The following is a 15661-nucleotide window of genomic DNA, read 5'->3' as shown; positions in this document are numbered from 1 at the left end:
TTATAATTAAGATATACAGAATGGTAAATAACTAATAGAGGGGATTTTTATAACTATGCAAGTTCATGTTTTTAACCTTAAAGACGAATATTTTGTACTAGACGTAGGCAGTGGGGTTTTGCATCAAATAGATAAGTTAGCTGCTGAAGTGATTAAAGGCATACAAGAAAATAAGCCAAATACTCAAATTATAAATGAGTTAAATCAGTTTAATAGTGAAGATGTACTAGATGTTATTAATGAAGTTAACTCTTTACGCGAAAATAATTTGTTATTTTCTAAAGATGCTTTATCTGAGTATCATCCAGAGCTAAGCGATACGGTTGTAAAAGCTTTATGTTTACACATTGCTCATGATTGCAATATGAGATGTAAATATTGCTTTGCTGAAACAGGAGAATATAAAGTTGGTAAACGAGAGTTTATGAGCTTTGAGGTTGGTAAAAATGCTGTTGATTTATTGGTTCGCCAGTCATTTTCACGCACTAATTTAGAGATTGATTTTTTTGGTGGAGAACCATTAATGTCCTTTGAAATTATTAAACAAGTCTTTGAGTATGCTCAAGAGCAAGCCAAATTATTCAATAAAAATATTCGTTATACCATAACTACAAATGGTATTTTATTAAATGATAATGTAATAGACTTTGTTAATGAAAATAATATTCAGCTTATTATGAGCCATGATGGACGTAAAGAGGTACATGATAAAATGCGACCATTAATAGGTGGCAAATCCTCATATGATTTAGTAACCAAAAAGTTTAAAAATGCTTTAGAGAAAGGTGTTAAAGATTATCATGCAAGGGGTACCTTTACAACCTATAACACCGATTTTACCACCGATGTAAAACACTTATTAGATATTGGTTTTAAATATATCTCCTTTGAGCCAGTAGTTACAGATCCTGCTGATGATTATGCCTTAGGATTTGATAAATTACAGCAAATTAAAAATGAATATGAAAAGTTAGCCGAATTCTATTATGAGCAATATAAAAAAGGCAAGCCTTTTACCTTTTTTCATTACGAAGTAGATTTAAACCAAGGCCCTTGTTTGGCTAAAAGGTTAACTGGCTGTGGTGCTGGTTTTGATTATATGGCAATAGCTCCTAATGGAGACATTTATCCGTGTCATCAGTTTGTAGGTTTACCTGAATTTAAAGTGGGTACAGTTTTTGAAAAGAAATTAAATAAAGAGATTTCACAACAGTTTTTAGATGCACATATTTTTAATAAGCCAGAGTGTAAAGAGTGTTGGGCAAGGTACTACTGTAGCGGTGGATGTCATGCAGATGCCTTTTACAGAAATAATGATCTGTATAAACCCGTTAAGTTTAGTTGTGAGCTAACAAAAAAAAGGTTAGAGTGTGCTTTAGCAATTAAAGCTTTAATTGCGAGTAATAAATAAATGAAAGATAGTGGTTTATATCAGCTTTTATTATATTTGCCCGAGAATAAAAGAATAATAGTAGGTAGTAAGGGCGTTTTTAATTTTAATACCGGCTACTATATTTATACTGGTAGTGCTAAACGTAATTTAAATGCCCGTGTAAGTAGGCATATAAAACATAAAAAGAAATTACGATGGCATATTGATTATTTAACTAGCAGAGCTTTATGTATCGCTCATAGGTGTTATTTAACACCAAGCTTTAGTGAGTGCGAGTTGCATAATGCTACTTTAAAATTACGCAATGCTAGTATGCCAGTTAAGGGATTTGGGGCAAGTGATTGTCGATGTTATAGCCACTTAACATATTTTAGATTACGTGACGATGCGTGGCAAATTTTCAACCTAGATTTTACAGTGAAAAAAGGAGTTTAAAGATGTGGAAAGAAGTTATTTCTGCTTTAGAAAGCGATAGTAAATATATTAAGTTTGGTGAACCAGCAACACAAAATGAGTTGGCTGAAATTAGTAAAACCCTAAAGGTAGATTTGCCAAAGGATTTAACAGAAATGCTACAGGAGATCAATGGAGATGGTGACTTTTTATTATCTGCTACTGAAATCTTAGAGGCTAATTTAAACTTAAGAGAGGTATATCAAGACTACTTTATGACACTTGATTGTTTACTATTTGTAGCACGTAATGGTGCTGGAGATTTTTACGGCTATCCTATTTTTGCTAATGGTGAATTAGATCCAGATAAAATTTATTACTGGAGTCATGAAACAGATGACAGAATATGGGTAGCAGATAGTTTGGCAGATTTAGTAAAAGGTTGGTATCAAGAAACGCTAGCTTATTAGTAAATAAATAGCAGGGTGTATGAAAGATATAAAAATTAAAACTTAAATTTAAAAGTTAATTTAAATACACCCTTTAGATAAAAAGATATAAAGAACAGGGGGAAAATAATGAGCAGAGTTGGCTTTGCTGGTGAAGATTTTTTTGAGAAATTTTGGTTATCTACAGATAGAAGTGCAGTATTTAAATTGTTTTCTACAGAGCATTTAATAGGTTTAGCAATTATATTTTCAATTATAATTTTGTTGGTATTATTTAATGATTTTTTTACTAAACACCGTAAAGGCATAGCTAATTTTTTGGCTTTTATTATGTTTAGTCATAGTTTTTTAGTGCAGTTTTGGTACTATGAACGAGGTCAGTATACTTTAAAAGAATCATTGCCTTTGTACTTATGTAGAATAGCTATGATTTTATGTGTTGTTATGTTAATAGCAAAAAAATATAAAGTATTTGAAGTAGTTTATTTTTGGACTATGAGTGGAGCCTTAATAGGGCTGTTCAATTGTGATATTGGAGGATATGCTTTTCCTCACTGGATGTATTTTCAGTTCTTTATAGGGCATGGAGGTATGTTAATATCTACTGTATTTATGATGACTGCCTTTAAGTATAAACCCTGTGGAAGTTCATTAAAAAAGACCTATATTTACAGTTTTGTATATTTGGTATTTACAGTGATAATTAATATTTTAGTAAAAGGCAATTATTCTTATTTAATGGCCAAACCCCAAGGTAAAACTATTTTGGATATATTTCCTAAATACCCTTACTACATACCTTTAATGCTGTTAGCTATGTTTGTAATTTACTATTTGCTGTACTTTCCGTTTAAAGTATTAGAGTTAAGAAAACCGAAACCCCTTAGGTTTGAGTCACGCACTTTATTTAGAGATTAAGGTATTTCTCAGGAAATAATATAAAAAATAAAGGTTTAAATGATTTTAACCTTTATTTTTTTTGCTTAATTCTATAGAGTGCATTAGTAAATTAATAATATACAAGTAAGTAGTAGACATGTTAAAATTAACTAAAAGATTATTTAAAATTAACATGAAGCAGGGAGAGTGATTATTATCAATAAGTTAGTTATTAGAGTGGTTGTTTGTGCATTAATGTTTACATTACTAAGTGGCTGTTCATCTATGTATGCTAAGCAGGCTCTCAAGCATAATAATACGGAGTTAATAGATAAATACATAAGGTATATAGATAATTACTTAACTAATGAAAACGAGTTTGTGTTTAATAATGCTAGTGAGCTTAATGTTGAAACTCTTTATGAATTTATTCATTTTATAGACTATAAAGATAAGCTTAATATTGTTAAATATGACGATGGCAAGTATTACTTAACCCAACATGGAGCTAAGTGGCTGTTAGAAAGGTATTTTAAGACTTATAGATTTAATGAAAAAGACATGATATCTTACGATCACGCTCAAAAGGTGTTTATAGGTCCTAAACGTAAATATGATTTTATAAAAAAAGAGCTTGAGTGTATTTATTTAAGTAATAAGCAAGTTACAGGTGGTAATTTAATTTTAGTTGCAGACTACTATGACCCTTTTGATATTAATAAGCTTAATAAACTTTATAGCAAAACCTACACTATAAAACTAACAAAAGAAGCTTATAAATATATCTCTGTTACTAAAACATTAAATGAAAACTTGCAACAAAGTATAAAGCAAAAAGATGAATCATTTTATATCAATTACTATATTAAACCTTTTGTTAATGCTGGCTTGGCCAAATATTCCTGGAATAAAGCAGAGCAAATAGATGCAAATGATTTACTTGCCTATGCTAGCATACCTTTTTTAAATGCCAACATAAACTATGATGATTATTTAAAAGAAGATAATTTTTTACATATACCAGCAGAGCTAATTGAAAAACAACTTAATAAAAAATTTGATTTACCAGAGAATTTTTTAAAGCTTACCAACGCCTATAATGCCTTAGAAAATTGTTTTGTGGGTAACTTTACGATAGATACCAGTTATAATCCAGTAATAGAGCTAAGAGATTTTACTCTAGCAGGTGAAAATATGCAAATTGTATTTACTGTAAAAGAAACTAGTGGTAATAACTCAAAAAATGTTACATTAAATATAGTAGAGCATGATAAAGGTTTTAAATATATTTCGTGTGAGATGAAGTAAAGCAGTATTTAATTTTATTAAATAAATAAATTTTTATAAGCAAAAAAAAGGATTTCAAAAAGTAAAATAGAATAAAGTTAATAACAAATTTTAGGTGTGATTATATGTTAAGGTTTAAACATAAACATAATCATAATAATGTTATTTTAATTGCTAACAATAAAGGCAAGGGATAATTCCCTTGCCTTTTATACTTTAGCAGAGTAAAGGAGATGTAGAGATGGGAAAGGTATTAATTAATGGTAATGACCTTACTATTGCCGACGTAGTTAATGTAGCCAGAAATAATTATCAAGTAGAGTTAACTGCTGAAGCTATTAAAGGCATTAACAGAGCGCGTAAGTTAGTAGATTTGTATTTAGAGGAAGAGCGGGTAATGTATGGTATTACCACTGGCTTTGGTAAGTTTAGTGATGTGGTAATTAATAAGGATCAAGTAGGAGATTTACAGCATAATTTAATCACTAGTCATGCCTGTGCAGTTGGTAAACCCTTACCTACAGAGGTTGTAAGAGCAATAATGCTTTTAAGAGCCAATGCATTATCTAAGGGTAATTCAGGTATAAGATTAAGTACAGTAGAATTATTAGTTAATTTATTAAATGCAGGTGTGCATCCTCAAGTACCAGAGCAGGGTTCTTTAGGGGCAAGTGGAGATTTAGCACCTTTAGCTCATATTGTATTACCAATGTTAGGCTTAGGCAAAGCCGAATATCAAGGTGAAGTTTTAGACGGTGCTGAGGCCTTAAAAAAAGCTGGCTTTAAACCAATTTCACTACATGCTAAAGAGGGTTTAGCTTTAATAAATGGTACTCAAGCTATGACTGCTATTGGCACCCTATTAATAGCAGATGCTGAAAAATTAATAAATACAGCAACTAGTGCTGCTGCTTTAACTGTTGAAGCTTTAAGAGGAATACCTTTTGCTTATGACGAAAAGGTACATGAGGTTCGTCAACAGCCAGGTCAATTAATTGTGGCAAAGCAGCTTTTAGATTTGCTAAAAAATAGTAAGATGGTAACAGAGCAGGGTGAAATAAGGGTACAAGATGCCTATTCATTACGTTGCACACCTCAGGTACATGGTGCTTCTTATGATGCCATTCAGTATGTAAAAAGCGTAGTCAGTCGTGAAATAAATGCGGCAACAGATAATCCATTAATTTTTCCAGAGCAGGATCAAGTTATTTCTGCTGGTAATTTTCATGGCCAACCAATAGCTATAGTTATGGACTTTTTAAAGATTGCCTTAGCTGAGCTGGCTAATATTTCCGAGCGTAGAATTGAGAGATTAGTTAATCCTCAATTAAGTGGTGGTTTACCAGCATTTTTAACAGCTCAAGGTGGATTAAACTCAGGTTTAATGATTGCCCAGTATACAGCTGCTTCACTTGTTAGTGAAAACAAAGTACTGGCACACCCAGCGTCTGTAGATTCTATTCCTTCTTCTGCTAACCAAGAAGATCACGTTAGTATGGGCACAACTGCAGCTCGCCAAGCGAGACAAATTTATCATAACGTTTGTTATGTAGTGGCTATTGAGTTAATTTCTGCTGCTCAAGCCCTAGAGTTTTATGACGATGTACAGCTTGGTAAAGGAACCGAGGTTATATATAAAACTATAAGAGATGTTGTTGAACCTATTGTTAAAGATAGAGTTATGAATGTTGACTTTGAGAACCTAGCTAAAGAAATTCGTGAGTGGAAATTTAACAGGGAGGTAGAATAATGTTAAACAATTTTGTAAGCGAAAGTATGACAGTAAAACTTGATAGTATCTTTAAGCAGCTACCAGCGTATCCTGAATTTTTAAAAGACAAACGTAGAGCCCCTAAACGTGAGTTTACCCTTAATGAAAGAGAAACAGAGTTGGCCTTACGTAATGCTCTTCGTTATGTGCCAGAAGAGTGGCATGAGGTAATGGCTCCTGAATTTTTAGAGGAGTTATTAACCCGAGGAAGAATTTATGGCTATCGTTTTCGTCCTCACGGTGGTTTAAAAGGTAAGCCAATTAATGAATACAAAGGAAATTGTCTAGATGCCAAGGCATTTCAAGTAATGATAGACAATAATCTTGATTTTGATATTGCTTTATACCCTTATGAGCTGGTCACTTATGGTGAAACAGGACAGGTATGCCAAAACTGGATGCAGTACCAACTAATTAAGAGATACTTAGAGTTAATGACAAATGAGCAAACTTTGGTAGTAGCCTCTGGGCATCCTGTAGGATTGTTTAAATCACATGCAGGAGCTCCACGTGTTATTATTACCAACGCTTTAATGATAGGCATGTATGATAACCATGAAGACTGGCATAGAGCTATGCAACTTGGTGTTGCAAACTATGGTCAAATGACAGCTGGTGGTTGGATGTATATTGGTCCACAGGGTATTGTACACGGTACTTATAGTACTTTACTTAATGCAGGCCGCTCTAAGTTAGGTATTGCTGCCGACAAAGACCTTAAAGGCAATAAAGGTTGGGTAGATTGCATTATCGATGCTGAGGTAGACTATAGTCGTATTGTTACCCGTCATGAACAAGGTTGGGCAGTATGCATTATCGATAACCCTGCAGAGGCATTTAAACAAGCCAAACAAAGGATGAATAAAGGTGAGGCTTTTGCGATAGCTTTTTATGGTAATGTAGTAGATTTACTAAAGTATGCGGTTGATAATAACATTAAAATAGATTTATTATCCGACCAAACCTCTTGCCATGCAGTATATGAGGGTGGGTATTGCCCACAAGGTATTAGCTTTGAGCAGCGTACTAGTTTACTAGAAAATAACAAAGCCGAGTTTAAAAAACTAGTAGATAATACTCTACAAAGCCATTACCAAGTTATTAAGTCTTTAGTAGAGCAAGGAACATATTTCTTTGACTATGGTAATTCATTCTTAAAGGCTGTTTACGATACTGGTATTAAAGAAATAGCTAAAAATGGTTACGATACAACAGAAGGATTTATTTTCCCATCATATGTAGAGGATATAATGGGACCAGAGTTATTTGACTATGGTTATGGACCATTTCGTTGGGTATGTTTAAGTGGTAAACACGAGGATTTAATTAAAACAGATAAAGCTGCCATGGATTGTATTGATCCTAACCGTAGATTCCAAGATAGAGATAACTGGGCTTGGATACGTGATGCAGAAAAAAATCAATTAGTAGTTGGTACTCAGGCTCGTATTTTATACCAAGACGCCTATGGCAGAATGAATATTGCTCTTAAATTTAATGAAATGGTTCGTAAAGGTGAAGTAGGAGCTATTATGCTTGGTAGAGATCACCATGATACTGGTGGAACAGACTCTCCATTTAGAGAAACCTCTAACATAAAAGATGGAAGTAACATTATGGCTGATATGGCTACTCACTGCTTTGCTGGTAATGCTGCTCGTGGTATGAGCTTAATTGCTTTGCACAATGGTGGAGGAGTAGGAATTGGTAAATCTATTAATGGTGGTTTTGGTTTAGTACTAGATGGCAGTGAAAGAATAGATGAAATAATTAAGTCAGCCATGTTATGGGATGTAATGGGTGGTGTAGCTCGCAGAGGCTGGGCTCGCAACAAAAACGCCATGCAAACAGCTGCTGATTATAACAATGTTTGTAAGGGTACAGATCATATTACTTTGCCTTACATTGCCAATGATGATTTAATTAAGGCAACAATGAGTAAAATGATGAAGAGCTAAAAGACCCGGTAGTGCACTCGATTTTATCATCGTGTGGTGTATATTTCACAGGTGACTTACCTACGTTTACGCGTTATGCATATTGTAAGGTGGTTTCCGTAGTGAACAACCTCTGTGTTGTTCATAAGTTTTAAGCAAAGATAGCAGTATTAAAAGCAAAAGCTCAAATAACTACTAATTATCACCTTTGTGTCTAGTGTGTTCTTGGTGGTTATGCAAAAAAGAGCTTCAAAAAGCTTTAAACTAAATTTTTAAACCTAAACCTATAGGAATAATTAATAAAACCACAAGGTGTTAACAGTACTTTGTGGTTAACGAAAATATCACTAATTAAAACGAATAAATTAGGCAAAGCATTTAATACTTATGTCTCTGTGTGGATGACAAACTAATAAATGCTTTGCTACAAACGAAAAACGTATAAGGAGAACAATTATGTCAGCAAAAATTGTAGAGTGCGTACCGAATTTTAGTGAGGGACGTCGACCCGAAATTATAGAACAAGTTGTAGATCAAGTAAGAGAAACTGCTGGTGCAATCTTATTAGATTATTCTTCTGATGCCGACCATAACCGTACAGTTGTAACCTATATTGGTACTCCTGAGGCCTGTGCTGAGGCTGCTTTTAAGCTTACTGCTAAGGCAGCTGAACTTATTGATATGAATGTACACGAGGGTGGACATCCACGTATGGGTGCCACAGATGTTGTTCCATTTATTCCTATCTCGGGTGTAAAATTAAAAGACTGCATTGAAATCGCCAATGAGGTTGGTGAGCGTATTGCTAAAGAGCTAAACATACCTATCTATTTATATGAAAGAGCAGCAAAAACTGATAAAAGAAAAAATTTATCTGTAGTACGTAAAGGCGAATACGAAGGATTTAAAAATAAAATTAATGATCCTGAGTGGGCTCCTGATTTTGGTGAGTCTAAATTACATCCTACAGCTGGTGCTACTGTAGTTGGTGCTCGTCCAGCTTTGGTTGCTTTTAATGTTAACCTCGATACTAGTGATGTTGAAATTGCTAATAAAATAGCCAAAAAAGTACGTGAAAGCAATGGTGGTTTAAAAAATGTTAAAGGCATGGGAGTAATGCTTGAAGACCGTAACATTGCTCAGGTTAGTATGAACATGACTAACTACAAAAAAACTGCCCTATATCGTTCTTTTGAAATGATTAAAATGGAAGCTAAGCGTTATGGTGTTAATGTTGTTGGCAGTGAAATTGTTGGTTTAGTGCCAATGGACGCTTTAATTGATTGTGCTGGATATTATCTACAACTAGAGGGTTTCTCTAAGAAAAATCAAATTTTAGAGCGTAGATTACAGGGTTAATTATGGCTTTTGTATATAAGGCAATAATAAATGCCAATTTAGTTACTGCTATTGATATAGGTGTACCACTAGCTGGTGAACAGCAAGGCAGTGTAATGACTATTAATAATACTGCCCTATTAATAAAAGATGGTTATATTGAAGACATTGATGTAGATATAAATAATTTGCCGGCTGTTACAGAAGTAATAGATGCCAAAGGCTGTTTATTAACACCAGGTTTTGTTGATCCTCATACTCATTTAGTGCACGGTGGTTCACGCGAGCACGAAATAGAGTTAAAGCTTAAAGGTGCCTCCTATATGGAGATCCACAAAGCTGGTGGTGGCATAAATAGTACCGTACAAGCTACTCGTAAAGCAAGCAAAGATCAGTTAGTTAACAAGGCAACAAAAGACCTTAACCATATGTTATCTTTAGGTGTTACAGCAGTTGATAGTAAGAGCGGCTATGGTTTAGCTCTTAATGAAGAGTTAAAACAACTAGAGGTAGCGCACGAATTAGCTCGGATTCATCCTATGGACTTAGCGCATACTTTTATGGGTGCTCACTCTGTGCCACCAGAGTATAAAGCAAACAGAGAGGCATATATTGAACACATTATTAATGATATGATTCCAGCTGTTGCTAAAAGTGGTTTAGCGCAGTTTTGTGATGTGTTCTGTGAAAAAGGTGTATTTGAAGTGCCTGAAAGTGAAAAAATATTAGTAGCCGCTAAAAAGCATGGTTTTAAATTAAAAATGCATGCAGATGAAATTGTATCTATTGGTGGGGCAGAGTTAGCTGCTAAGCTACAAGTAACCTCGGCTGATCACTTAATGGCTATTTCGGATAAAGGCATAGAAGATATGGCAAAAAGTAAAACAATTGCAGTTATTTTGCCAGGTACATCATTTTATTTACGTAAAGACTATGCTCCTGCTCGTAAAATGATAACACAGGGGGTTCCCGTAGCAGTTGCTACAGATTTTAATCCTGGTAGCTGTCCTAGTGATAATATGCAGTTTGTTTTTAACTTAGCATACTTATACTTACGAATGACCCCGGCAGAAATTTTAAACGCTTGTACTTTAAACTCTGCTTATGCCATAAATATGGCGGATAAATTGGGTAGCTTAGAGAAGGGTAAACAGGCAGATTTTATTATATGGGATACCGATAATTTAGATTATTTAGCCTATAGATTTGGAAAAAATCATGCCAAACAGGTTTATAAAAAAGGTGTGAAAGTTGCAGAGGAAGGAAGAGTTATTTATGACAACTAAATTAGTAAACTTAACAGTAAAAGGTTTTTGTGAGGAGTTAGCCTCATCATCTCCAGCTCCGGGTGGTGGAAGTGCCTCTGCAGTGGCTGGTGCTTTAGGTGCAGCATTAGCATCAATGGTAGGCAATTTAACAGTAGGCAAAAAGAAGTATGCCGAAGTAGAGCTAGATATGAAGGTTTTAAGAGAAAAAGCAAACTTATTAAAAGACCGTTATTTACAACTTATTGATGAAGATACCGAGGCCTTTAATGAAGTTATGGCTGCATTTAAAATGCCCAAAGCAACACAAGAGGAAAAATCAGTCCGCCGAAAGGCGATTCAAGAGGGCACTAAAAAAGCAACTGCTACACCCTTTGAAATGGCTAAAATAAGTGTTGACGTCCTAAAGTTATGTAAAGAAGCTGCCTTAAAAGGCAATAAAAATGCCCTAAGCGATGCTGGTGTTGGTGCAGGAATGGCAGAAGCAGCATTTAGAGGTGCTGTTTATAATGTAAAAATTAACTTAGGTTCATTAAAAGATGAAGAGTTTGTTGCTAAAATGGAGAACGATTTAACTAACTTAAAAACTGAAGTAAGTGAGTTAAGCCAACAAATTTATAAGGCCATGGATGAGTCTTTATAGAGATTTAACAATAAAAAATATAAATCTACAATTGCCAATTAGCTATTATGGTGATTGTAGATTTTTTTAACTATTAAAAAATGTATTTAATATTTCTACTAATAAATTAATAACAATTGGCTAGCCTAAATAATATAATGATTTTAATTTTATTTTGTTGTAAAATAGTAATACTAAATAAAAAAACTGAGGTGTTTATTATGTCGTCATTTTTAATCACTGATGTTGGCAGTACAACTACTAAAGCTATTTTAATAGAAAAAAAAGGTGATGGATACCGCTTAGTAAGTAGAGCTGAGTCACCAACAACAGTTGAAGAGCCTTTTGAAGATGTTACCATTGGCGTGAAAAGCGCTATTGCAAAATTAGGAAAAATTATAGATAGAGATATTAAATCCAATAGTGACCCTAAAGTAACAGCAGAAGGAATAGAGTATTATACCTCAAGCAGTGCAGGGGGAGGATTACAGGTGCTAGTTATTGGCTTATACAGTAAGGTTACTGGTGCTAGCGCAAGTAGAGCTGCCCTTGGTGCTGGAGCTATTTTATTAGATGTAATTTCAGCCGATGATGAAAGACCTATTTATGAAATTATCGAATCTGTTCGTAATAGTAGACCAGATATGATATTACTAACAGGTGGAATAGATGGAGGAAGTGTTGAGTTTGCCCTAGAGTTTGCAGACATAATCAATGCCTCTAATCCTAAACCTCGTTTTGGTAAAGATATAAAGCTGCCAGTAATTTTTGCTGGTAATAAAGATGCTACCGATTTAGTAAAAGATACATTAGCAGATGATTTTGACTTGCATATTGTTCCTAATTTAAGGCCAACCCTAAGTACAGAAAATTTAGCCCCAGCCAGAGATGAAATACATGAGTTGTTTTTAAGTCATGTAATGCAACAAGCACCCGGATACAGTAAATTAAGTGCTGCAACGTCGGCTAAAATTTTACCAACGCCTAAAGCAGTGGGTGCCATAATGACTATTTTAGCAGAGCGTCAAAATTTAAATATTTTAGGTATGGATATAGGTGGAGCAACAACAGATGTTTTCTCTGTGTTAAACAATGAGTTCTACCGTACTGTAAGTGCCAATATGGGTATGTCTTATAGTATTGGCAATGTGTTAGAGAATGCTGGAATAAGTAATGTAAAGCGGTGGTTACCATTTGTAATTAGCGATGAAGAGCTTAGCGATATGATAGCTACAAAAATGTTATACCCTACAACGCTACCAGTATCATTAAAAGAATTAATGGTAGAACAGGCTGTGGCACGTGAGGCATTGAGAATATCTATTAATCACCATGAGCAGCTAATAACTGCTTTGCCAGAAGAACAGTCAGTAATGGATAATTTCTTTAAATCTCAAGAGGCTCGCATAGCAAGTACCAAAGAAGATAAAAGCCTACTTAACATGAATAGTGTTGGTTTAGTAATAGGTAGTGGTGGAGTGTTATCTCATGCCCCTCGTAGAGTTCAAGCTGCCTTAATGATAATGGATTCAAGTGAGTTAAAAGGTGTAACTAATCTTGCAGTAGATAGTATATTTATGATGCCTCATTTAGGGGTGTTATCGCAACACTACCCAGATATTGCTTTAAACGTTTTAATTAAAGACTGCTTTATTCCTTTAGGCACAGTTGTTACTGGTTATGGTGAAAGCGAAAAACATGAAATGGCATTACAGATTAGTGGAACTATAGGTTCAAAAAAAGTAAAGGACACTATAAATGCTGGTGAGCTTAAATTTTATGAATTAGGTGAAAATGAACTAGCTAAGCTTAATTTAGTGCCAGCTAAGTCTATAGATATAGGTGAAGGAACAGGTAAGAGTAAATCAATAAATGTTGCTGGAGGAAAAGCTGGCTTTATTGTTGATATGCGAAAAGCAGTTGTAAACCATGAAGTAACCATTAGTGATATTAGCAAGTGGTTAATAGATAGTGGTTCATTTACTCAGCAAGAAATAGAATTGGTTAGGAGGGGTAATTAATGAAAAAAGTGTTATTGCATAAAGAAAGATCATTACCTTATCCTGGTAAAATTACTGTTAAACTTGGTCAAGAGGTTTGTAATAATGATATTATTGCTGTATTAGACTATGTTCCCGGTAATGTAGTAAAAGTACCTGTGGCTAAGATTTTGTCATTGCCTAAAGAAAAGCTAGAGCAAATTACTGTTGTTAAAGTAGGTGACCATGTTGAAGAAGGTCAAGTTTTAGCTATTAATAATGTATTTTATCAACCCTTTGTTTGTAAATCTCCTAAAAAGGGAGTAGTTGGCATTATTTCAAGGCATATGGGTCAAATGTATATAAGAGATTATATTCCGCTAGATAATAATATTAAAGACGATGTTGTGTTCGATTTAAATGAGCTTTTTCCTGATGTAAAAAAAGATATACTTCAGCGAAAAATTATAGTAAGGCCTGGCAAAAAGGTAAGCCCTAATCAACTTTTAGCCCAGATTTCTCTTAAAAAAACTGTAATATGTAATGTTTACGGACAAGTTATGTCAACTGATAATAATAAAATTGTTATTTCTGCTTACAAAATTAATAGCCAACTTAGGGCCTATATACCCGGAAAAATAACTAATATTCTAGGAAGAGATTCTATTAAGGTTGCAGGAGAGGTTTATCAGTTACAGGGAGTATATGGTTTAGGTGGCGAAAGGCAAGGTCATTTAAGAGTTGTAAAAGGAGTATTAAAGTCCCAACACATTTTAGCTACTGATACAGACAAAATTATTTTTGCTCCAGATGGTATAGAATTGCAGGCTTTACAACAAGCTAACTCAATTGGAGTACAGGCAGTTATTACATCATATATGCCATTTTTACAGGTGAAAAAATATGCTGGAATAGACTTTGTTCCTGGAATAACTGGGGGAGAAAACATTACCACAGCATTGTTATTAGTAAATGGATTTGTTAATCAGTCTATCGAAAAAGACATAGTAGATTTTATTAGTAACTATAATAATGAATGGGTATCAATGATTGGTACTACTCATATAAGAGCAGGTGCTTTAAGACCTGAATTAATTCTACCAATAAAAAAAGAATTTAGCTATAATGTAGATGAGTTTGAGGGTCCTGTTACAGAAGGTAGCTTTGTAGAGATTAAAAGAACAGGTAAACTACACGGTAAAAAGGGTGTAGTTAAGTCTATCTTAGCTAAACCTGTATTACTGCCTTCTTTAATAAAGGTATTAGTTGCTGAGGTTGAGGTGAATGGAGAAATTTATGTAGTTCCACTAACCAATTTACAAACAGTTGGGAGGTTAAGCTAATGCAGAATATGAGATTATTTTATAGAAGTCTTAACGCTCAAAGAGCTATTACCCAGTTTAATGGCTTTTTGCCTAGTGTAATTGACCACCAGGTAGCAATAGAGTTGTGTAATTTACAGTCTGGTCAACCAGTAGATAATGAGATTTTACAAAAGCTTATTAAGCATAATATAGTTGTAAAAAAGAATAACGGCTATTATTCAAAAATTGCTATGTTAAGCTGTAATTTAAGTAAGGAAATTGAGCTTAATATAAAACAAGAGTTAAAAGATATAGATTTTTCAGGCAGCAAAATAGTAGCCAGTATGGCTAAAAAGCTTGAAGCTGATTGGCAACACATAGGTCATGCAACAATAACTCAGTTGGTATTAGGAATTATGTGGTTTAATATGAACCTAAAGCTAGGCAATGAGGCTAATAATAGCGTAGCTATATTATTGCCAGATATGGACCTAAACCATATATTTTATAATGAAATATACCCGTTATTTGGCAATAGCTCGGTTGTGTATTGGCAGAGTGAGTTACTATGTCATCCAGATATTGTTTATGATATACTAAATAATATAAACGTAGTTAAAAGCATGCGCTCTTTAGATGATAACTATGAATTTATTCCTATTGGCAATGGTTTAGTTTTATTAGCTAAACTAAAAATGTATAAAAATAAAAAAGGTAATGCAGGAATGACTACAACCCATGTTTCATTACCTGAGGTTAATAAATATCATGTGAATAAAATTAAGTCTGAATTAAAGAAATTTGCAGAGCTATTTTACAGTATTTATCCTAAACTAGCCAGCATTTCAAACAAACTTTATAAAAATCGTAAAGATAGCCAAGTTGAAATTAGTGAATTTAGCTTTAACCAAATGGTTTACTTAGTTTTTAGCTATTGTGTAGTAGAGAATTGGTTAAAATCTGGAAATTTACCTCAGTATGTACCAGTTAAAGACAAAAAGAAGAAGCAAAACTCACCTACATTTAGTTTACAATAGGGGGATA

The 15661-nt window shown here is 33.8% G+C and carries 13 protein-coding genes; all 13 read left to right on the top strand.

What is annotated here, in order from left to right:
• Window positions 1–55 precede the first annotated feature (55 nt).
• The 13 genes from scfB (at window position 56) to IMX26_RS04810 (ending at window position 15654) form a co-directional block, all read left to right on the top strand.
• On the top strand, window positions 56–1411 hold the full coding sequence (gene scfB / locus IMX26_RS04870; protein ID WP_195160559.1) for a thioether cross-link-forming SCIFF peptide maturase: 1356 nt from the start codon (window positions 56–58) through the stop codon (window positions 1409–1411).
• Window positions 1412–1828 (top strand): GIY-YIG nuclease family protein, encoded by a 417-nt coding sequence (locus IMX26_RS04865; protein WP_195160558.1) that lies wholly within the window; start codon window positions 1412–1414, stop codon window positions 1826–1828.
• Between the two features lie 2 nt (window positions 1829–1830).
• Entirely contained in the window at window positions 1831–2256 is a 426-nt protein-coding gene (locus IMX26_RS04860) for an SMI1/KNR4 family protein (RefSeq protein ID WP_195160557.1), read from the top strand.
• A gap of 108 nt (window positions 2257–2364) precedes the next feature.
• Window positions 2365–3153: a TIGR02206 family membrane protein gene (locus tag IMX26_RS04855; RefSeq protein WP_195160556.1), complete on the top strand. Its 789-nt coding sequence runs from the start codon at window positions 2365–2367 to the stop codon at window positions 3151–3153.
• Window positions 3154–3321: 168 nt separating this feature from the next.
• Window positions 3322–4422, top strand: coding sequence for a hypothetical protein (locus IMX26_RS04850; protein ID WP_195160555.1), 1101 nt, complete (start codon window positions 3322–3324; stop codon window positions 4420–4422).
• Between the two features lie 220 nt (window positions 4423–4642).
• On the top strand, window positions 4643–6151 hold the full coding sequence (hutH, locus tag IMX26_RS04845; protein WP_195160554.1) for a histidine ammonia-lyase: 1509 nt from the start codon (window positions 4643–4645) through the stop codon (window positions 6149–6151).
• The gene (locus tag IMX26_RS04840; RefSeq protein ID WP_195160553.1) at window positions 6151–8130 is read left to right on the top strand and encodes a urocanate hydratase; all 1980 of its coding nucleotides are present in this window, start codon (window positions 6151–6153) and stop codon (window positions 8128–8130) included. The genes hutH and IMX26_RS04840 overlap by 1 nt, the downstream gene beginning before the upstream one ends.
• A gap of 435 nt (window positions 8131–8565) precedes the next feature.
• A complete protein-coding gene (gene ftcD, locus IMX26_RS04835) occupies window positions 8566–9468 on the top strand; it encodes a glutamate formimidoyltransferase (RefSeq protein ID WP_195160552.1) in 903 nt (300 codons plus the stop codon).
• A 2-nt stretch (window positions 9469–9470) separates the two neighbouring features.
• Complete coding sequence (gene hutI, locus IMX26_RS04830) at window positions 9471–10733, top strand: imidazolonepropionase (RefSeq protein WP_195160551.1); 1263 nt, start codon at window positions 9471–9473, stop codon at window positions 10731–10733.
• A complete protein-coding gene (locus tag IMX26_RS04825; RefSeq protein ID WP_195160550.1) occupies window positions 10723–11355 on the top strand; it encodes a cyclodeaminase/cyclohydrolase family protein in 633 nt (210 codons plus the stop codon). Before hutI ends, IMX26_RS04825 begins: the two co-directional genes overlap by 11 nt.
• 200 nt (window positions 11356–11555) lie before the next feature.
• Entirely contained in the window at window positions 11556–13355 is a 1800-nt protein-coding gene (locus tag IMX26_RS04820; RefSeq protein ID WP_195160549.1) for a glutamate mutase L, read from the top strand.
• Window positions 13355–14656, top strand: a complete 1302-nt coding sequence (locus IMX26_RS04815; RefSeq protein WP_195160548.1) for a hypothetical protein — start codon at window positions 13355–13357, stop codon at window positions 14654–14656. The genes IMX26_RS04820 and IMX26_RS04815 overlap by 1 nt, the downstream gene beginning before the upstream one ends.
• Window positions 14656–15654 carry a hypothetical protein gene (locus tag IMX26_RS04810; protein ID WP_195160547.1) on the top strand — a complete coding sequence of 333 codons (999 nt, stop codon included), beginning with the start codon at window positions 14656–14658 and terminating at the stop codon, window positions 15652–15654. The genes IMX26_RS04815 and IMX26_RS04810 overlap by 1 nt, the downstream gene beginning before the upstream one ends.
• The last annotated feature ends 7 nt before the right edge of the window (window positions 15655–15661 follow it).

It is taken from the genome of Clostridium sp. 'deep sea' (genome assembly GCF_014931565.1).
Lineage (GTDB): Bacteria > Bacillota > UBA994 > PWPR01 > PWPR01.
This window is presented reverse-complemented; position numbering and strand designations above follow the sequence as displayed.

Coding starts and splice junctions, on each gene's coding strand:
- scfB (WP_195160559.1), top strand. CDS start 56: ATGCAAGTTCATGTTTTTAACCTTAAAGACGAATATTTTGTACTAGAC.
- IMX26_RS04865 (WP_195160558.1), top strand. CDS start 1,412: ATGAAAGATAGTGGTTTATATCAGCTTTTATTATATTTGCCCGAGAAT.
- IMX26_RS04860 (WP_195160557.1), top strand. CDS start 1,831: ATGTGGAAAGAAGTTATTTCTGCTTTAGAAAGCGATAGTAAATATATT.
- IMX26_RS04855 (WP_195160556.1), top strand. CDS start 2,365: ATGAGCAGAGTTGGCTTTGCTGGTGAAGATTTTTTTGAGAAATTTTGG.
- hutH (WP_195160554.1), top strand. CDS start 4,643: ATGGGAAAGGTATTAATTAATGGTAATGACCTTACTATTGCCGACGTA.
- IMX26_RS04840 (WP_195160553.1), top strand. CDS start 6,151: ATGTTAAACAATTTTGTAAGCGAAAGTATGACAGTAAAACTTGATAGT.
- ftcD (WP_195160552.1), top strand. CDS start 8,566: ATGTCAGCAAAAATTGTAGAGTGCGTACCGAATTTTAGTGAGGGACGT.
- hutI (WP_195160551.1), top strand. CDS start 9,471: ATGGCTTTTGTATATAAGGCAATAATAAATGCCAATTTAGTTACTGCT.
- IMX26_RS04825 (WP_195160550.1), top strand. CDS start 10,723: ATGACAACTAAATTAGTAAACTTAACAGTAAAAGGTTTTTGTGAGGAG.
- IMX26_RS04820 (WP_195160549.1), top strand. CDS start 11,556: ATGTCGTCATTTTTAATCACTGATGTTGGCAGTACAACTACTAAAGCT.
- IMX26_RS04815 (WP_195160548.1), top strand. CDS start 13,355: ATGAAAAAAGTGTTATTGCATAAAGAAAGATCATTACCTTATCCTGGT.
- IMX26_RS04810 (WP_195160547.1), top strand. CDS start 14,656: ATGCAGAATATGAGATTATTTTATAGAAGTCTTAACGCTCAAAGAGCT.